Origin of the sequence: Sphingomonas sp. PP-CE-1G-424 (assembly GCF_004341085.1) — a bacterium.
In the GTDB taxonomy this organism is placed as follows: domain Bacteria; phylum Pseudomonadota; class Alphaproteobacteria; order Sphingomonadales; family Sphingomonadaceae; genus Sphingomonas.
Genome location: NZ_SLXW01000003.1, coordinates 784,064 through 801,430, shown reverse-complemented (window position 1 = coordinate 801,430; position 17,367 = coordinate 784,064). Strand labels below are relative to the sequence as shown.

Here is a 17,367-nt window from a genome sequence, read left to right as displayed (position 1 = left end):
CGCGCATGGGAAACACCGCTTATGCGCGGACGCTATGGCAAAACTGGCATTCATCGGAACCGGCGTCATGGGCGCGCCGATGGCGGGACACCTCGCCGCGGCAGGGCATGACGTCACCGTCTATAATCGGACTCAGGCCAAGGCGTTGGCATGGGCCGATAAATATGGCGGCAAGGTTGCCGACACGCCCGCGGCGGCGGCCAAGGATGCCGACGCGGTGTTCGCCTGCGTCGGCAACGACGACGATCTGGCCGGTGTCACTTTAGGCGAGGACGGCGCGTTCGCCGCGATGCGCGACGACGCGGTGTTCGTCGATCACACGACGGTCTCCGCCTCGATCGCGCGGCGGCTCGCGGGCAAGCGTGCGTTGGTGGTCGATGCCCCCGTATCGGGCGGACAGGCTGGCGCGGAGAACGGTAAGCTTTCGATCATGTGCGGCGGCTCGGCCGAAGCGATGGCAAAGGCCGAACCCTTCATGCAGGCCTATGCCGCGCGCATCGTCCATGTCGGCGAGGCGGGGGCTGGCCAGACGACCAAGATGTGCAACCAGATCGCGATCGCCGGCGTGATCCAGGGCGTCGCCGAATCGCTGCGGTTCGCGCAAAACTCCGGGCTCGATCTCGACAAGGTGTTCGAGGCGATCTCGGGCGGCGCGGCGCAGAGTTGGCAGATGGTCAATCGCTGGCCGACGATGGCGAAGGAGGAGTTCGACTTCGGCTTCGCGGTCGACTGGATGCGCAAGGACCTGGGCCTCGCGCTGGACGAAGCGCGACGCAACGGCGCGGTGCTGCCGGTCGCGGCGCTGGTCGATCAATTCTACGCGGACGTGCAGAAGATGGGCGGCGCTCGGCAGGATACGAGCGCGCTGGTGCGGAGATTGCCGAAGTGATGCGTCTGATGGTTTCCGCAGCCGCGATCGCGCTGCTCTCCACACCAGCTTTTGCCGATGGGATCGTCGACAACGTCAACGGCATCACGGTCGCCGACGGTGGCCGCGTGATCCACTTCAAGGCGATCCTGGTCGACAAGGACGGGCGTGTGACGCGGCTCGTGCCGCCGGGCGAAGAAGCGCCCAAGCTCAGCCGCAAGGAGCTGAAAAAGAACGCCGGCAAGCCGCTCTACGACTGGCGCGTCGACATGGGCGGCAAAACGGTGCTGCCGGGCTTCGTCGATGCGCATGGCCATGTCCTCGAACTCGGCTTCGGCGCGTTGTCGCTCGATCTGTCGATGACCAAGTCGCTCGACGAGGCGAAGGTGCGGATCTCCGCGTACATTGCGGGCAATCCCGATCGGAAGTGGATCCTCGGGCGCGGCTGGAACCAGGAGGTCTGGGGGCTGGGTCGTTTCCCGACCGCCGCCGATCTCGAATCCGTCTCGGGTGGCCACCCGATCTGGCTGTCGCGCGCCGACGGCCACGCCGGCTGGGCGAACCGCGAGGCCATGCGTGAGGCCGGTGTCACGAATGCGACGGTCTCGCCGTCTGGCGGCAGGATCGAGAAGACCGGTGGCGCCCCTGCGGGCGTGTTCGTCGATGGCGCGCAGGCGTTAATCGAGAAGGTCGTGCCGCAACCCCTCCCAAAGGAGCGCGACGCCGCGTTCCTCACCGCGCAAAGCATCCTGCTCGGCTACGGCGTCACCGCTGTCGCCGACATGGGCACCACCCTCGATGACTGGCTTACCTATCGCCGGATGGCGGATATCGGCGGGCTTCGTGTGCGGATCATGAGCTATGCGCTCGGGATCGACACCGCGAGCCGGATCGGCGGCAAGGGGTCGACACCGTGGCTCTACAACGATCGCCTGCGGATGGGCGGCGTGAAGCTGTATGCGGACGGCGCGCTTGGATCGCGCGGCGCGTGGCTGCTGAAGCCGTATTCGGACGCACCGGGTCAGTCGGGCCTTGGCTTCCTGACCGATGCGCAACTCCAGAACCAGATGAGCCGCGCGGCGATGGACGGCTATCAGGTCGCGGTCCACGCGATCGGCGACAAGGCGAACCAGGAAGTGCTCGACGCGATCCAGGTCGAGAGCGACACCTATACCGGCGATCGGCGCTGGCGGATCGAGCATGCGCAGATCGTCGATCCGAGCGACCTGCCGCGGTTTGGCAAGTACGGCACGATCGCGTCGATGCAGCCCACGCACGCGACCAGCGACTGGAAGATGGCGGAGGCGCGGCTCGGGCCGAACCGGCTCGTCGGCGCCTATGCTTGGAAATCGATGCTGACCAACGGCGCCAAGCTCGCGTTCGGGACCGACTTCCCGGTCGAGAAGCCCGATCCGTTCGCGACCTGGGCGGCGGCGTTCACGCGGCAGGATGCCGATGGCCAGCCGCAGGGTGGGTGGCAGCCGCAGGAGCTGGTGACACGCGAACAGGCGTGGTGGGCGATGACGGGTGCGGCCGCCTATGCCGGGTTCGCCGAGAAGCAGTTCGGTGCTTTGGCGCCGGGTCAGCGCGCGGACTTCATCGTCGTCGACAAGGATCCTACCCTCGCCTCGCCGACCGACCTGCGCGCGACCAAGGTCAGCGAGACGTGGATCGGTGGCGAGAAGGTCTGGGTGCGCAAGTAACCGCGCGGGTTACTGGCGCATGCGGATCAGGCCTTCCTGCGCGACGCTGGCGACGAGGCGACCGTCTCGTGCGTAGATCTTGCCACGGTTGAAGCCGCGCGCGTGGCCCGACCATGGGCTGTCGCACGCATAGAGCAGCCAGTCGTCGGCGCGGAAATCCTCGTGCAGCCAGAGCGAATGGTCGAGACTGGCGGTCTGTAGGCCCGGCGTGATCCAGTTCTTGCCGTGCGGCAACAGCGCGGTGCCGAGCAGCGCCATATCCGATGCGTAGGCGAGGATCGCGCGGTGCATCGCCGGATCGTCGCCGATCGGTGCGACTAGGCGGAACCAGTTGGCGTAGTGCGGTTCCTGCGGGACAGGGTCGATCCAGCTGCGCGGGTTGACCGGGCGCACTTCGATCGGCCGCCACCGCAGCATGTGCGCGCGGAATTTCTCGGGGATGCCGTCGATATTTTCGAGCCGCAGATCTCGGTCCGAGCGGAGCGTTTCGGGCGCGGGGACGTCGGGCATGGCGTCCTGATGGTGCAGGCCTTCCTCGGGCATTTGGAACGACGCCGCCATGTTGAGGATCGGCTGGCCCTTCTGCATCGCGATCACGCGGCGTGTCGCGAAACTGCGACCCTCGAAATCGCGGACGACGCGGTAGACGATCGGATAGTCTTCGTTCCCCGGGCGCATGAAATACGCGTGCAGCGAGTGCGCCGCCTTGGGGCCTTCGGTCGAGCGTTGGGCGGCCTGAAGCGCCTGCGCGATCACCTGCCCGCCGAACACGCGCCCGACCCCACCGGGCTGGCGCTTGCCAACATAGAGATCGGTGTCGACCTCCTCGATTTCGAGCAAGTCGACGAGACCCGTTGCGAGTGCTTTGGGCGACGTTTCGGCAGTTTCCGCGGTCATCTAACTTCCTTGTTCTCCCGCGAAGGCGGGAGCCCAGACTGGGCGCCCGCCTTCGCGGGGGGACACCCTACGGTCAATACCCAGCGGCTACCGCCAGTCGGTCCGCATGGAAGTTGGCATCGCCGAACATCTCCGCCAGCACCCGCGCGCGCTTCATGTAGAAGCCGATGTCGTACTCGTCGGTCATGCCGATTCCGCCGTGCATCTGGATGCCCTCCTGCACGCTGAGCGTGGTCGCCAGCGCGGTCATAGCCTTGGCGACCGACACTGCCTGGTCCGCGCGGTCGCTGCCCTGATCGAGCAACTGCTGCGCCTTGAGGACGGCGGCACGCGCCACTTCCATTTCCGAATACAGATGCGCCGCACGGTGCTGGAGCGCCTGGAAGCTGCCGATCAGCGTCCCGAACTGCTTGCGCTCCTTCATGTAGCCGATCGTCATGTCCATCGCCCCGCCACCGACGCCGAGCAGCTCCGCCGAAGCCCCGGTCCGCCCTGCGCGCAACAGCCGATCAAGCGGCGTACGCCCCGCATCGACCTCGCCGATCACCGCATCCGCATCGACCACGACGCCCTCGAACTCGAGCCGCGCGGCCAAGCTCGAATCCGCGAGGCGTTCGGCGTTTGCCGTCAGTCCTGCGGCATCTTTCGGCACGGCGAACAGCGTGATACCGTCCGTGTCGTTGTCCGACCCTCCGGTACGCGCGGCGACGATGATCAAGTCGGCGGTGTGGCCGTGCGTGACGAACCGCTTGGCGCCGGTCAGCTTGAACCCGTTACCCGAGCGTTCGGCCTTCATCGCGACGGTATCGCGGTGCTTGGCGCCCTCGTCGATCGCCAGTGCGGCGACGGTCTCGCCGGCGATGATCCCGGGGAACCAGCGATCGGCCTGCGCCGTGCCCTTCAAGGCCTCGACCGCCGCGACCGCGGTGTAGAGGAACGGGGAGGGGGACAGGTTGCGGCCGATTTCCTCCAGCACCACGCCCGCCTCGACATGCCCGAGCCCGAGCCCGCCTTGGTCCTCGCCGATCAGGATGCCGGTAAAGCCCATTTCCGCGAACTGCTTCCACAGGTCGCGCGAGAAGCCGGTCGCGTCGTTGGCATCGCGCAACGCCCGCATGTGGCTGACGGGCGCGTGCTCGGCGACGAAATCGCGAATGGTGTCCTGAAGGACGGTCTGGTCGTCGTCTAGATACAGTGGCATGTCTTCGTCCTTCTGCTCCCTCTCCCCGTCGGGGAGAGGGTCGGGGTGAGGGGCTGTTGGGTCGGACCGTCCGAGCCCCCTCTCTCCCGCCTTAGTTTCGCTGCGGCACCCTCTCCCCGAAGGGGCGAGGGATTTATGCCGGCAGTTCCAAAATCCGCTTGGCGATGATGTTGAGCTGGATCTCGCTGGTCCCGCCCTCGATCGAGTTCGCCTTGGTCCGCAGCCACGACCGCGGGATCGCCCCGCCGCGCGACCGATCGCTGTCCCATTCGAGCGCATCCGACCCGCCCGCCGCCATCATCAATTCGTACCGACCCTTGTTCAGCTCGGTCCCGTAATATTTCATCATGCTCGGCTGAGCTGGGTGCGCCTTGCCCGCCTTCAACTCGTCGATGAACCGCTCGGACATCGCCCCGAACGCCTTCGCCCGCACCTCGAACAACGCGATCGAAGCACGCAGCAACGGATCGGCCAGCCGCCCGTCATGCCCAAGACCCACGGTCGCGATCGCCCCGTCGATCAACGGATTGCCGCCGCTCGACGCCAACCCCATCCCCGAGATCATCTCGCGCTCGTGGCCAAGCAGGTATTTCGCGACGTCCCAGCCCTTGTTCTCCTCGTAGACGCGGTTGACCTTGGGCACCGCGACATTGTCGAAGAACGTTTCGCAGAACGGCGAATTGCCGCTGATCAGCAGGATCGGCTTGGTCGACACTCCGGGCGAGGCCATGTCGAACAGCACGAAGCTGATCCCGCCCTGTTTCGACGTCTTGTCGGTACGGACGAGGCAGAAGATCCAGTCCGCCTTGTCGGCATAGGACGTCCACACCTTCTGCCCGTTGACGAGATAATGGTCGCCCTTGTCCTCCGCCGAGGTCGCGAGCCCGGCAAGGTCGGACCCCGCATTCGGCTCCGAATACCCCTGGCACCAGCGGATCTCGCCGCGCGCGATCTTGGTCAGGTGATCAAGCTTCTGCTCCTCGGTGCCGTATTTGAGCAATGCCGGCCCAAGCATCGAAATCCCGAACGAATTGAGCGGGTTGCGTGCCTTTATTGCAGCCATCTCTTCGCGCAGAATCTTCGTCTCCGCGGGCGACAATCCACCGCCGCCATAGGCCTTAGGCCAGTCGGGCACGGTCCAGCCCTTCGCCGCCATCTTGTCGAGCCATTCCTTTTGCGCAGGACTCGAAGGCTTGAACTGGCGCCCGCCCCAGCAGACATCGTCCTCCAAGCGCACGGGCTTGCGCATCTCGGGCGGGCAATTCTCCGCGAGCCAAGCACGCGTTTCGGACCGGAAAGTGTCGAGGTCGGACATCGGATCAGCTCCTGCTTAGTCGATTGCACAGCGCGGCGACGGCGATCGCGTCGTGGTCGCGGTAACGGTTGGTGATGACCTGCACGCCGATCGGCAGGCCGCGCGGGTCGGTCCCGACGGGCACGCTAGTCGCGGGCAGATTGGGGAAGGTGGCGAGGCCCGCCCAGGCGAACTGGACGCCGAACGGGGTATCCTCGCCGTCGATCGACAGCGTCCGCCGCGCGACGTTGCGCTCGGCGATGTGCGGGAAGGCGTTCACGCCGCTCGCCGGCGCGATCACCGCGTCGAACTCTTCGAACAGCGCGCCCCATGCGCGCTGCAGTCGCGCCTGCGAATCGAGCAGGTCGAACCATTGCGACAGCGTCGCCACCTTGCCGTCGCGTGCCGGGCCACCGCGTGTCATCGCGATGCCGAGCATCCGCATATAGTCGGCATGCTGCGCGGCGAGGTCGATCGGTGGCTCGGCATGTGAAACGGTTGCGCCAGAGAAGCCCAGCGCCTCACCGACATGCTCGATCGCCGATACGATCGACGCATCCACGCGTGCCGCGGGATGCGCGGTGAGCAGCAGGATGCGTGGTCGGGCAAGGTCGACGCTCAGGCGAGGCAGCGGAAGATCGGCTAGAACGTCGAGCGCAAGGGCCAGATCCTCCGGATTGCGCGCGAGCGGTCCGATCACGCCGAGAGCCGCACTCGCACCATCGGTGCCGGGCACGCGGTGGCCGATGTCGGACAAGGCGCCATAGGTCGGCTTGTGCCCCCAGACGCCGCAGAACGCGGCCGGCACGCGGATCGAGCCGCCGATATCGGAGCCGAGCTCAAGCGGTACCATCCCCGACGCGAGCGCCGCCGCGGCACCACCCGACGATCCGCCGGGTGTCAGCGTCGGATCGATGGGATGATTCGTCCGGCCATGGATAGGGTTGTCCGCCTGCCAGTCGCTCAGTCGCACCGGCACGTTGGTCTTGCCGAGGATCACCGCACCCGCCGCCTTCAGTCGCGTGACGGCTACGGCATCACGGTCGACGATATTGTCGCGGTGGACCCCGACGCCCCAGCTCGTCGGCAGGCCGGCAACGTCGAACGATTCCTTCACCGTCATCGGCACGCCGAACAGCGGCCGGTCGTTCGGACCTTCCGCGTCGAGCGCCCGTGCAGCCTCCCGTGCTCGCGCGAAATCGCGGACGACGACGGCGTTTATCGCACCGTCGCGCGCCTCGATCCGCGCGATCGCCGCGTCGCACTCGGCGAGCGCGGTCGTTTCGCGCGCACGGATCGCCGCCGCGGTCTGGAGCGCGGACCGCTCCATCAGCGTGCGGTTACCCGAAAGAAACGACCGCGACCGATCACTTCAGCCGACCGCCCGATGCCGCCGCGTCCTTCAGCGACTTCGCCACCGGGAACCCGTATTTCTCCAAGCCCGCGACAACCTTGGCTAAGCCCTCGGACTGCGCCCAGAACATCGGGCCGCCGCGGTACACCGGCCAGCCATAGCCATAGATCCACACCACATCGACGTCGGACGCGCGTTGTGCCTTGCCCTCTTCGAGGATCAGTGCGCCTTCGTTGACCATGGTGTAGAGCGTCCGCACGACGATCTCCTCGTCGCTGATCTCGCGCGGCGTGACGCCCGATTTCTTGCGGAAATCGTCGATGATCTCGGTGACCCGCGCAGAGTTCGACGGCGTCCGCTTCTCGTCGTAATCGTAGAAGCCCGCCTTGGTCTTCTGGCCCCAGCGGTTCTCCGCCGCCAGCGCATCGCGGATGTTCTCGATTCGGCTCGGATCGCGGTGCCAGCCGATGTCGACGCCCGCCAAGTCGCTCATCTGAAACGGCCCCATCGGCATCCCGAACGCGACATGGACCTTGTCGATCTGCTCCGGGCTCCCGCCTTCCAGCAGCAGCTTGGTCGCCTCCACCTGCCGCGGCATCAGCATGCGATTGCCGATGAAGCCGTAGGTGACGCCTGCCACCACGGCGACCTTCTTGATCTTCTTCGCGAGCGCCATGACGGTCGCCAGCACGTCGTCCGCGGTCTTGTCGCCGCGTACTACCTCGAGCAATTTCATCACGTTGGCGGGCGAGAAGAAGTGCATGCCGACCACGTCCTGGGGCCGCTTGGTGCACGCCGCGATCGCGTCGATATCCAGATACGAGGTGTTCGACGCCAGGATCGCGCCCGGCTTGGCGATCGCGTCGAGCTTGGTAAAAATCTCCTTCTTCACCTTCATCGTCTCGTACACCGCCTCGATGATCAGGTCGCATTCCGCCAGATCGGCGAAGTCCAGAGTCGGCTTCAGCGCGCCCATCGCCTGCTCGACCTGCTCGGGCTTGATCCGGCCCTTCGCGGCAGTCGCCTCGTAGTTCTTCCGCACGACGCCGGTGCCGCGGTCGAGCGCCTCCTGCTGCATCTCGACGATCGTCACGGGGATGCCCGCGGACAGGAAGTTCATCGAGATGCCGCCGCCCATCGTGCCTGCGCCGATCACGCCGACGCGCTTGATCTCGCGCAGCTTGGTGTCAGCAGGGACGTCGTCGATCTTGGCCGCCTGGCGCTCAGCGAAGAAGATGTGACGCTGGGCTGCAGACTGCACGCCCATCATGAGCTTCATGAACTCCTGGCGTTCGAACGCGATGCCTTCCTCGAAGCTGGAACCGTCGGCAGCCTTCTCGACGCACGCGATATTGGCGGTTGGCGCGTCGAAGTTACGGAAACGGCGGGCGTTTTCCTTCTTGAACGCGGCGACTGCATCGGGATCGGCCTGCGCGGTCTTCTCGGACGCACGGGGCAGGGGGCGCTTCGTCGCGATCTCGCGTGCGAAGGCGACCGCGTCCGCCTCAAGCGAACCCTCGCCGACGATCTTGTCGATTAGCCCGGCGTCGAGTGCCTTCTTGGCGGAGATCGGATCACCCTTCGCGGTCATCTCCAGCGCGAGCTTTACGCCGGCGATCCGCGGGATGCGCTGCGTGCCGCCCGCACCAGGCAGCAGGCCCAGCTTCACTTCGGGCGTGCCGATCTTCGCCGAGGGGACGGCGATGCGGTAATGGCAGCCGAGCGTGACCTCGCAGCCACCGCCGAGCGCGGTGCCGTGGATCGCCGCGACGACGGGCTTCGACGAGGCCTCGATCATGTCGACGACGGTGGGCAGGCCGGGCTCGACCATTTCCTTGCCGAACTCGGTGATGTCCGCGCCCGCGAAGAACGTGCGGCCGTCGCAGCGGATCACCATCGCGGTGATGCTGTCGTCGTTCACGCCGTCCTTGATCGCCGCTTCGAGACCCTGCCGGACCGCGGCGCCGAGCGCGTTGACGGGGGGATTGTTCGAGATGATGACGAGCACGTCGTCATGGCGTTCGGTGCGGATCGGGCTGGTCGAGGACATTGGCAAGTCTCCTGCTATTTGATCGTCATACCAGCGGAAGCTGGTATCTCCTCGTAACCGGGAGACCCCAGCTTCCGCTGGGGTGACGGGGTAAGTTCGTATGCGTGGGTTAGGTCATCGCCGCGTAGATCATCGTCTTCAGCTCGCGACGGATGGGATAGAAACTGCTCGGCGAAAGCTGCGTCATGAACACCATCGACAGGCGTTCGGCAGGGTCGACGAAGAACGCGGTCGAGAACATGCCTCCCCAGTAATATTCGCCCTTCGACCCCGGCACCATCGTCTTCGCGACGTCGTCGGTGATCGCGAACCCGAGCCCGAACCCGGTACCGGCGTTGGACGCCTCGCTGAACAGCGACTTCGACATCGTCGCGAGATCGGATTTTCCAGGCAGATGGTTCTGCGTCATCAGGTCAAGAGTCTTGCGCCCGAGGATGCGCGCGCCGTCGAGTTCGCCACCTTTGAGCAGCATCGTGTTGAAACGGTGGTAATCGAGCGCGGTTGAGACGAGGCCGCCGCCGCCGGACACGAGCTTCGGCTGACGGCTCCATGCGCTCTCCGCGCCGCGATCGTACATCAGGCGGCCCTTGCCCGGCGCGAGCGTGTAGCAGTCCGTCAGGCGGTCGAGCTTCTCGGAGGGAACCTGGAAGAAGGTGTCGTCCATCTTAAGCGGCGCGAAGATGCGCTCGTTGAAGAACTGGTCGAGCGGCAGGCCCGACACGCGCTGCACGACCGCGCCAAGCACGTCGGTCGCGACCGAATAATTCCACGCGGTGCCTGGCGAGAATTCGAGCGGGATCTTCGCCAGCGCGCCGATGAAGCCGTCGAGGTCATAGCCGCCGTGCCAGCCCTCGATCTTGCCCTCGCGGTACGCGGCATCGACATTCGACCGGTTCTGGAAACTATACGTCAGCCCCGAGGTGTGGCGGAGCAGGTCGATCATCCGCATCGGCTCGGCCGTCGGCTTGGTCACGAACGGCACGCCGCCACCGCCGCCATCATAGACGCCGATATCCTTGAACTCGGGCAGCACGTGGTGGACCGGCGTATCGACCGCGACGAGGCCCTGCTCGACCAGCATCATGAACGCGACCGAGGTGATCGGCTTGGTCATCGACGCGATCCGGAACAGCGATCCCTCGTCGACGCTCTTGCCGCCCTCACGCGCCGCGCCCGCATGCGAGAAATGGACGATCTCGCCGTCGCGCGCGATCAGCAATTGCGCGTTCGGCAGCTTGCCCGAATCGATGTAGCGCGTCTGGAGCAGCGTATCGATCGCCGCCAACCGGCTCGCATCGAAGCCGTGCGCGGCAGGTTCAGCGATTTTCACGATTCGACCGTCCGTGCCATGACCCGCTCCATACCCCTAGTTCGAACTTGGTGCCTCTATTGCCTTGAGTGCGGCAGGAATCAACTATAACCTGTCTTCGAACAGGCGATAAGCCAAACCCGAAATTCAACTCTGGAGTCAACCGGTCTTGGCAAGCGAACCGATCATCGCACTCGATCTTTCCTGGCCGGCGATGTCGCTCGCCGATGCCGAGCGACTGCTGACCGCGCCCGGCGCGAAGTTCGAGATGGAGATGCTGACGATCGACGGCATCGAGACGCGGATCTGGAAGAACGCGCCGCCGTCGCTGCGCTGGCTGGCCGAGGCGGCGCGTGCGCATGGCGAGCGGGTGTTCACCGCGTATGAGGATGAGCGCGTCACCTACGAGGCGAACTTTCGCGCGATCGCGGTGCTGGCGCACCGGTTGCGCGAAATGGGGATCCGCCCTGGCGACCGCGTCGCGCTGGCGATGCGCAACCTGCCCGAATGGCCGGTTGCGTTCTTTGCGGGTGCGAGCATCGGCGCGATCATGGTGCCGCTCAATGCGTGGTGGACCGGCGCGGAGATGGAATACGGCCTCGCCGATTCGGGCGCGCGCGTGCTGATTACCGACGACGAGCGGCATCACCGGCTGGAGGCCGCGTATGCGATGTTGCCGGCGCTGGAGCACGTGTTCGTCGCGCGCGCCGCAGAACCGCTGACGGGGATCGTAACGCGGCTGGAGGACGTGATCGGCACCCCGCACGACTGGGCTGCGTTGCCTGACGTTGGCTTGCCGGAGGCAACGATCGCACCCGACGACGATGCAACGATCTTCTACACCAGCGGCACCACCGGCGCGCCGAAGGGGGCACTCGGCACGCACCGTAACATGATGTCGAACATCATGTCCGGCGGCTATTCCTCCGCCCGCTCGTTCCTGCGCCGCGGCGAGGCACCGCCCGAGCCGACGCCGCGTGTGACCTTGACGGTGATCCCGCTGTTTCACGTCACGGCCTGCTCGGCGGGGATGATGGGGGTGATCGCGACCGGCAGCACGATGATCTTCATGCGGAAATGGGACACGATCCGCGCGATGGAGATCATCGAGCGCGAGAAGGTCAACATTACCGGCGGCGTGCCGACCATCGCGTGGCAGTTGCTCGAGCATCCCGACCGCGAGAAATACGACCTCTCGTCGCTCGAATCGATCGCGTATGGCGGTGCGCCCGCTGCCCCCGAACTGGTGAAGCGCATTTACGCCGAGTTCGGCGCGATGCCCGGTAATGGCTGGGGCATGACCGAGACGATGGCGACCGTCACGCATCATGGGGGAGAGGACTATCTCAACCGCCCGACCAGCGCGGGGCCTCCGGTGGCTGCCGCCGATCTCAAGATCATGGCGGACGACGGCGTGACTGAGATGCCTCTGGGCGAGGTCGGCGAACTCTGGGCACGCGGCCCGATGATCGTGAAGGGGTATTGGAACAAGCCCGACGCGACCGCGGCGACCTTCGTCGACGGCTGGGTGCGCACGGGCGACCTCGCGCGGCTCGACGAGGAGGGGTTCTGCTACATCGTCGACCGCGCCAAGGACATGATCATCCGCGGCGGCGAGAACATCTATTCGAGCGAGGTGGAGAACGTCCTCTACGCGCACCCTGCGGTGACCGACGCGGCACTGATCGGAATTCCACACCGTATTTTGGGTGAGGAGCCAGCGGCGGTGGTGCATCTGGCGCCGGGTGCGGTGACGACCGAGGCGGAGTTGCAGGGCTGGGTCCGGCAACATCTGGCGGCGTTCAAGACACCGGTCGCGGTGCGCTTCGTGCATGAGACTTTGCCGCGGAATGCGAACGGGAAGATTTTGAAGAAGGATTTGCAGGTGCTGTTCGAGGACCGGGTCGGGGTGTCGGCTTAGGAGGCCATACCTGATACTGCTCCGTCATCCTGACGAACGTCAGGACCCAGGGTAACGGAGGACAGCGCTTTTTGGCTCTGGGTCCTGACTTTCGTCAGGATGACGGAGGTCGAGTGTCTCGGGATTAGGACATGATCGGACATAACGGGGTCTTTTCTAGGAATTCCATCGCGCTGGCACCGCGCGCCGCTTGAATGCCGACCGCGTTTACGGGATGGGAGTGGCAAAGGAATTGCCATGACGGACGAGGGTCTTCGCCAGGAAACGCACCAGCCGGGGGGCGGGGACGGCGTCGTTGCGGAAGGTCCGCCCGCCGAGAGTGCGTTCGGGTTGCCGATAGCGGTCGGGGTCGAGGATGCGATGCGGATCGCTCAGCGTCGCGATCGGTTGCTCGCGGCGCTGACGCTGACTGCCGGCGTCGGGCTGATCCTCGCTACGCCGTTCGCGCTGAAATCGGGGGCGGAGTTCTTTCTGCCGCTGACCATCGCGCTTGTGATCTCGGTCGCGCTCGTGCCGGTACTGGAATGGCTCGAGCGGCGTCACGTACCGTCGCCGCTGGCCGCAATATTGTGTCTGCTGGTGTTCCTGATCGCTGCGAACATCGCGATCGCCGCGATCCTTGTGCCTGCGACCGACTTCTTCCGCCTGCTGCCAACGCGGCTCGATCGGATCCAGAGCAACCTCGCGCCGCTGCTCGACCTGTATTCGAGCCTCGAGAAATACGTGAACAAGACGCTGCGGCAGGTCGCGTCGACGCCGATCAAGCAGCCGGCGACCGCGGGCGTTGCCGCACCGGGCTCGATCCTCGAGCTCGCCGCGACGTCGGCGCCGGCCGTCATCGTGCAATTCCTGTTTGGGATCCTGATCGTGTTCTTCTTCCTGTCGGGCTGGACGCGGATGCGGCGGCAGACGATCACGGGGCGGACCAGCTTTGACGGGGCAATGGCGACCGCTCGCGTCATCCAGGACATCGTCGACGACGTGTCGGCGTATCTCGGCACGATCACACTGATCAACATCGTGCTCGGGATCGTCACCGGGACCGCGCTGTGGTTCATCGGCATGCCGTATCCGGCGATGTGGGGCGGGATCGTCGCGCTGCTCAATTACATCCCGTATTTCGGGCCGGTGATCGGTGCGTTCCTGCTCGCGCTCGGCGGGCTGATGACGTTCTCGGACATCTGGATGGCGATGCTGCCGCCGGCGCTGATGTACGGGCTGCACCTGGTCGAGGCGAACGCGATCACGCCGTTCGTGGTCGGGCACCGGCTGACGATCAGCCCGTTGCTGATCCTGATCTCGCTGAGCTTCTGGGGATGGGTGTGGGGCACGTCGGGCGCGTTGCTCGCGGTGCCGCTGCTGATCATCATCCAGACGATCGTGAAGGCCGCTGGCAAGCCCGATATCGCCGGGTTCCTGTTCGAGCACGGGACGCTGGTGCAGCCCAAGACCGGGCGAAATCGTCGTCGTGGCGACCCGCCCGAGGCACAACGTGAAACTGGCGGATAATTTGGGTTGACGGTATCCGAACCCTCGCCTAGTTGCCGCCTCCACGCTGTTTCAGCGGGTGTAGCTCAGTTGGTTAGAGCGCCGGCCTGTCACGCCGGAGGTCGCGGGTTCGAGTCCCGTCACTCGCGCCATCGTTTAGGTGGTTCGAGATTGTGTTGAGGTTTTGACGAGCCTTCCCGCGTGTCCCTTGGGACGCTAGGGTTCGTCATTGGGAATGCGGGTGTAGCTCAGTTGGTTAGAGCGCCGGCCTGTCACGCCGGAGGTCGCGGGTTCGAGTCCCGTCACTCGCGCCACCCTATGGGGTAGCCGAGATCCTTCAAAGTTTTGGATGCCGAGAGCATTTCGTTCCGTAGATTATCCGGAACCACTAACCCCTTTCCGTTCGTGCTGAGTAGAGACCGAGTAGCTCCGTCAGGAGTGTATCGAGGGCTCGTATCGAAGCATGTGTTCCGCGCCCCAACCTGTCCTTCGATACGCCCTCTCGATACGCCGCTGCGCGGCTACTCGATGGCTACTCAGGACGAACGGTAGGGGGAGCGGACGGAGCGCGTCGGCTCAGGGAGGCGGTAGTGGGAGCGGAGTGCGCCGGCTCAGGAGGCGGCAGCGGGGGCGCGGAGCGCATAGGCGCAGGGAGCCGACAGGCGGGCTCTACCGCCCGAGTTCCATCCAGCGCAGGACCGGCTTCAGCGGTGCTATCCAGATCAGGCCGGTGAACAGGTAGAACACCAATTGTCCCAGCCAGTGCCAGCTGCCGACGATGTTCGACAGGCTGACGATGGCGACGCACCATACCAGGATCAGGAGCAGGATGCCGAGCATGCCGACAGGTTTGCGCCAGGTTGGCGTCATGGCGTGATCCAGTCTGATTCGGTGGCGATGGCGTGGAGCGGGACGTCCCACGGGTCTGGGGTCAGCGTGTCGACTTCCTGCACCGACAACGCAACCCCTACGCGCCAGGCGTTCGGATGCGCAAGGAAGGCGCGGTCGTAATAGCCGGCGCCCTGGCCGATCCGGTTGCCGCTGCGATCGAAGCCGACGAGCGGCGTCAGGATGATGTCGGGTTCGAGTTCGGCCGCGTCCTCGGCGGGCTGGTGCAACCCGAATGGACCTGCGATCAGCGCTGCCTCGGTCGCCCAGGACAGGAAACGCATCGGCAACGACCGACGGACGACATGGGGCAGGGCAATGACGCATCCGGCATCGACCGCGGCGCGCGCGAAGGGCGAAGGGTCCGCTTCGCCCCCGAACGGGACGTAGGAGGCGACCGTCAATCCAGGTTTCAGCCGTGCCATAAACGCCGACGGCACAGGAAGCTCGACCGGCGGGGACGCTTCCCGCGCGGCGCGGAGCGAGGCTCTCAGCGCGCTCTTGTCGGTCATGCGCTTGCGACCCTGAGATAGGGGGAAGATGGTGGTGTGGCGGGCCCACCATGGCCGTGTGCCGGGTTATCCACTGACGCACGGTACGTCAGGTGGGGACCATGTGCTTCGGACCAGGATCCTAACAGGGACAGCCCCCTATGGATGATGAATAGCCTCAGGGATAATAAAGGCTCGTACCGGGCAGAACCCGCCACAGCCAATCTAGGCGTTGGGGGGACTAAGCTCAAGGGCTTGTGCGAGGCCTTCGAGACGATCTGCGATCCTGGTCAGAGCGATCTCGCTGACCGCCGAACCTTCAGGTGGCCGGTGCGCGGCTTCGTCAAGGTCGTCGGCGAGCATCAGCGCGACGAACAGCATTGCGCGCTCGGCGCTGAGGCCGCCCGCCGCGCGGTCCGCGGTGGCCCAGCGTTCGGCGACCATCGCGCCCAGCAGACGGACGCGCGACTCTTCGCCGTCACGGCAGGCGACGGCGTGGGGACGGCCGCCGATATCGAGCATGACCTGGGCCATCAGTTCGGGCTCCCACGCGTGATGACGTCGTCGAGCGCGGCGACGGCTTCGGCCATCCGCGCCTTGAGCGCGGCGTGGCGCTTGGCGAGCGCGTCGCCGGCTTCGGTGCGGGCTGCAATGGCGGATTCGATCCGTGCGATCGCGGCGTCGATCCGTTCGACGGCGGTTGGTCCGTCGGGAAGTGTTTCTGACATGCCATGCGAGATAGCATGGACGGGGGGTGCGACAAGTCGGTTTAGGCGAAACCCATCACCATCCACGGTGTTGACAGGGCGCCCCACCGCCCCGCAAAGGCTGCGCGCCCGGAACGGACTCGCGGGCGTAGCGGAGAGACAGCAATGACGGTCAAGGTTGCGATCAACGGTTTCGGGCGCATCGGCCGTCTCGTCGCCCGTGCGGTACTCGAACAGTCGAACGGCGCACTTGAACTCGTCGCGATCAACGATCTCGGCGATGCCAAGTCGAACGCCTGGCTGTTCAAGCGCGACAGCGTGCACGGCAAGTATCCGGGCGAAGTCTCGGCCGAGGGCAACGAGCTGGTCGTCGACGGCAAGCGCATCCGCGTCACCGCCGAGCGCGATCCCGCCAACCTGCCGCATGCCGAGCTGGGCGTCGACATCGTGCTGGAATGCACCGGCTTCTTCACCGACAAGGCGAGCTGCCAGAAGCATCTCGATGCGGGAGCCAAGAAGGTGCTGATCTCGGCGCCGGGCAAGAACGTCGACCTGACCGTCGTTTACGGCGTCAACCATGACAAGCTGACCGCCGAGCACACGATCGTCTCGAACGCGTCGTGCACGACCAACTGCCTCGCGCCCGTCGCCAAGGTGCTGAACGATGCGATCGGTATCGAGCGTGGCCTGATGACGACCGTGCATGCGTACACCAACGACCAGAAGATCCTCGACCAAATCCATCCGGACCTGCGTCGCGCACGCGCTGCGGCTATGTCGATGATCCCGACCACGACGGGTGCCGCGCGTGCGGTTGCCGAAGTGCTGCCGGAGCTGAAGGGCAAGCTCGACGGCTCAGCGATCCGCGTGCCGGTGCCGGACGTTTCGCTGATCGACCTGACCTTCACCCCGTCGCGCGATACGACGCGTGAAGAGGTGAATGCGGTGCTGAAGGCGGCCTCCGAGAGCGGCCCGCTGGTCGGCGTGCTCGACTGGTCGGACGAGCCGCTCGTTTCGATCGATCTGCAGCATACCCCGGCCTCGTCGACGATCGACAGCCTGGAGACCGCGGTGATCGACGGCAAGCTGGTTCGCGTCGTCAGCTGGTACGACAACGAGTGGGGCTTCTCGAACCGCATGGTCGATACGGCCACTGCGATGGCGAAGTTCATCTAAGCTCGCGATCTATGCGTCCC

The 17,367-nt window shown here is 65.6% G+C and carries 15 protein-coding genes and 2 tRNA genes; 7 read left to right on the top strand and 10 right to left on the bottom strand.

What is annotated here, in order from left to right:
• Positions 1-34: 34 nt before the first annotated feature.
• Both C8J43_RS13675 and C8J43_RS13670 read left to right on the top strand, forming a co-directional pair.
• Positions 35-889 (top strand): NAD(P)-dependent oxidoreductase, encoded by an 855-nt coding sequence (locus C8J43_RS13675; RefSeq protein WP_133031338.1) that lies wholly within the window; start codon positions 35-37, stop codon positions 887-889.
• A gap of 8 nt (positions 890-897) precedes the next feature.
• Complete coding sequence (locus C8J43_RS13670) at positions 898-2,571, top strand: amidohydrolase (protein ID WP_133031337.1); 1,674 nt, start codon at positions 898-900, stop codon at positions 2,569-2,571.
• 9 nt (positions 2,572-2,580) lie between these two features.
• On the opposite strand, the gene C8J43_RS13665 is transcribed toward C8J43_RS13670, so the two are convergent.
• The 6 genes from C8J43_RS13665 to C8J43_RS13640 all read right to left on the bottom strand — a co-directional run bounded on the left by C8J43_RS13665 (position 2,581) and on the right by C8J43_RS13640 (position 10,697).
• Positions 2,581-3,468 (bottom strand): acyl-CoA thioesterase II, encoded by an 888-nt coding sequence (locus tag C8J43_RS13665; RefSeq protein ID WP_056048464.1) that lies wholly within the window; start codon positions 3,466-3,468, stop codon positions 2,581-2,583.
• 73 nt (positions 3,469-3,541) lie between these two features.
• Positions 3,542-4,669 (bottom strand): acyl-CoA dehydrogenase, encoded by a 1,128-nt coding sequence (locus tag C8J43_RS13660; RefSeq protein ID WP_056048466.1) that lies wholly within the window; start codon positions 4,667-4,669, stop codon positions 3,542-3,544.
• A gap of 133 nt (positions 4,670-4,802) precedes the next feature.
• A complete protein-coding gene (locus C8J43_RS13655) occupies positions 4,803-5,984 on the bottom strand; it encodes an acyl-CoA dehydrogenase family protein (RefSeq protein WP_133031336.1) in 1,182 nt (393 codons plus the stop codon).
• A 4-nt stretch (positions 5,985-5,988) separates the two neighbouring features.
• Entirely contained in the window at positions 5,989-7,293 is a 1,305-nt protein-coding gene (locus C8J43_RS13650) for an amidase family protein (RefSeq protein ID WP_133031335.1), read from the bottom strand.
• A 37-nt stretch (positions 7,294-7,330) separates the two neighbouring features.
• Positions 7,331-9,367: a 3-hydroxyacyl-CoA dehydrogenase NAD-binding domain-containing protein gene (locus C8J43_RS13645; RefSeq protein WP_133031334.1), complete on the bottom strand. Its 2,037-nt coding sequence runs from the start codon at positions 9,365-9,367 to the stop codon at positions 7,331-7,333.
• A 109-nt stretch (positions 9,368-9,476) separates the two neighbouring features.
• Positions 9,477-10,697: a serine hydrolase domain-containing protein gene (locus C8J43_RS13640; RefSeq protein WP_133031333.1), complete on the bottom strand. Its 1,221-nt coding sequence runs from the start codon at positions 10,695-10,697 to the stop codon at positions 9,477-9,479.
• A 193-nt stretch (positions 10,698-10,890) separates the two neighbouring features.
• Between C8J43_RS13640 and C8J43_RS13635 the strand changes: the two genes are divergently transcribed.
• The 4 genes from C8J43_RS13635 (at position 10,891) to C8J43_RS13620 (ending at position 14,399) form a co-directional block, all read left to right on the top strand.
• Positions 10,891-12,597, top strand: coding sequence for a class I adenylate-forming enzyme family protein (locus C8J43_RS13635; RefSeq protein WP_133031475.1), 1,707 nt, complete (start codon positions 10,891-10,893; stop codon positions 12,595-12,597).
• Between the two features lie 360 nt (positions 12,598-12,957).
• Positions 12,958-14,106: an AI-2E family transporter gene (locus C8J43_RS13630; RefSeq protein ID WP_133031474.1), complete on the top strand. Its 1,149-nt coding sequence runs from the start codon at positions 12,958-12,960 to the stop codon at positions 14,104-14,106.
• A 54-nt stretch (positions 14,107-14,160) separates the two neighbouring features.
• Positions 14,161-14,237 (top strand) — tRNA-Asp (locus C8J43_RS13625).
• Between the two features lie 85 nt (positions 14,238-14,322).
• Positions 14,323-14,399, top strand: a tRNA-Asp gene (locus C8J43_RS13620).
• A gap of 355 nt (positions 14,400-14,754) precedes the next feature.
• Here C8J43_RS13620 and C8J43_RS13615 read toward each other — a convergent pair.
• From C8J43_RS13615 to C8J43_RS13600, 4 genes are all read right to left on the bottom strand, one after another.
• A complete protein-coding gene (locus tag C8J43_RS13615; RefSeq protein ID WP_056048481.1) occupies positions 14,755-14,955 on the bottom strand; it encodes a DUF2842 domain-containing protein in 201 nt (66 codons plus the stop codon).
• Entirely contained in the window at positions 14,952-15,485 is a 534-nt protein-coding gene (locus tag C8J43_RS13610) for a 5-formyltetrahydrofolate cyclo-ligase (protein WP_133031332.1), read from the bottom strand. Before C8J43_RS13610 ends, C8J43_RS13615 begins: the two co-directional genes overlap by 4 nt.
• Positions 15,486-15,689: 204 nt before the next feature.
• The gene (locus C8J43_RS13605; RefSeq protein ID WP_056048487.1) at positions 15,690-15,998 is read right to left on the bottom strand and encodes a cell division protein ZapA; all 309 of its coding nucleotides are present in this window, start codon (positions 15,996-15,998) and stop codon (positions 15,690-15,692) included.
• On the bottom strand, positions 15,998-16,192 hold the full coding sequence (locus tag C8J43_RS13600; RefSeq protein ID WP_181321090.1) for a hypothetical protein: 195 nt from the start codon (positions 16,190-16,192) through the stop codon (positions 15,998-16,000). The genes C8J43_RS13605 and C8J43_RS13600 overlap by 1 nt, the downstream gene beginning before the upstream one ends.
• A 144-nt stretch (positions 16,193-16,336) precedes the next feature.
• Between C8J43_RS13600 and gap the strand changes: the two genes are divergently transcribed.
• Entirely contained in the window at positions 16,337-17,347 is a 1,011-nt protein-coding gene (gap, locus tag C8J43_RS13595; protein WP_056048489.1) for a type I glyceraldehyde-3-phosphate dehydrogenase, read from the top strand.
• Positions 17,348-17,367: the final 20 nt, after the last annotated feature.

Excerpts from the sequence above, each read along its gene's own strand:
- C8J43_RS13630 (WP_133031474.1), top strand. The coding sequence starts at position 12,958 with ATGCGGATCGCTCAGCGTCGCGATCGGTTGCTCGCGGCGCTGACGCTG.
- C8J43_RS13635 (WP_133031475.1), top strand. The coding sequence starts at position 10,891 with ATGTCGCTCGCCGATGCCGAGCGACTGCTGACCGCGCCCGGCGCGAAG.
- C8J43_RS13660 (WP_056048466.1), bottom strand. The coding sequence starts at position 4,669 with ATGCCACTGTATCTAGACGACGACCAGACCGTCCTTCAGGACACCATT.
- C8J43_RS13670 (WP_133031337.1), top strand. The coding sequence starts at position 898 with ATGGTTTCCGCAGCCGCGATCGCGCTGCTCTCCACACCAGCTTTTGCC.
- C8J43_RS13655 (WP_133031336.1), bottom strand. The coding sequence starts at position 5,984 with ATGTCCGACCTCGACACTTTCCGGTCCGAAACGCGTGCTTGGCTCGCG.
- C8J43_RS13610 (WP_133031332.1), bottom strand. The coding sequence starts at position 15,485 with ATGACCGACAAGAGCGCGCTGAGAGCCTCGCTCCGCGCCGCGCGGGAA.
- gap (WP_056048489.1), top strand. The coding sequence starts at position 16,337 with ATGACGGTCAAGGTTGCGATCAACGGTTTCGGGCGCATCGGCCGTCTC.
- C8J43_RS13675 (WP_133031338.1), top strand. The coding sequence starts at position 35 with ATGGCAAAACTGGCATTCATCGGAACCGGCGTCATGGGCGCGCCGATG.
- C8J43_RS13645 (WP_133031334.1), bottom strand. The coding sequence starts at position 9,367 with ATGTCCTCGACCAGCCCGATCCGCACCGAACGCCATGACGACGTGCTC.
- C8J43_RS13600 (WP_181321090.1), bottom strand. The coding sequence starts at position 16,192 with ATGTCAGAAACACTTCCCGACGGACCAACCGCCGTCGAACGGATCGAC.
- C8J43_RS13665 (WP_056048464.1), bottom strand. The coding sequence starts at position 3,468 with ATGACCGCGGAAACTGCCGAAACGTCGCCCAAAGCACTCGCAACGGGT.
- C8J43_RS13605 (WP_056048487.1), bottom strand. The coding sequence starts at position 15,998 with ATGGCCCAGGTCATGCTCGATATCGGCGGCCGTCCCCACGCCGTCGCC.
- C8J43_RS13615 (WP_056048481.1), bottom strand. The coding sequence starts at position 14,955 with ATGACGCCAACCTGGCGCAAACCTGTCGGCATGCTCGGCATCCTGCTC.
- C8J43_RS13650 (WP_133031335.1), bottom strand. The coding sequence starts at position 7,293 with ATGGAGCGGTCCGCGCTCCAGACCGCGGCGGCGATCCGTGCGCGCGAA.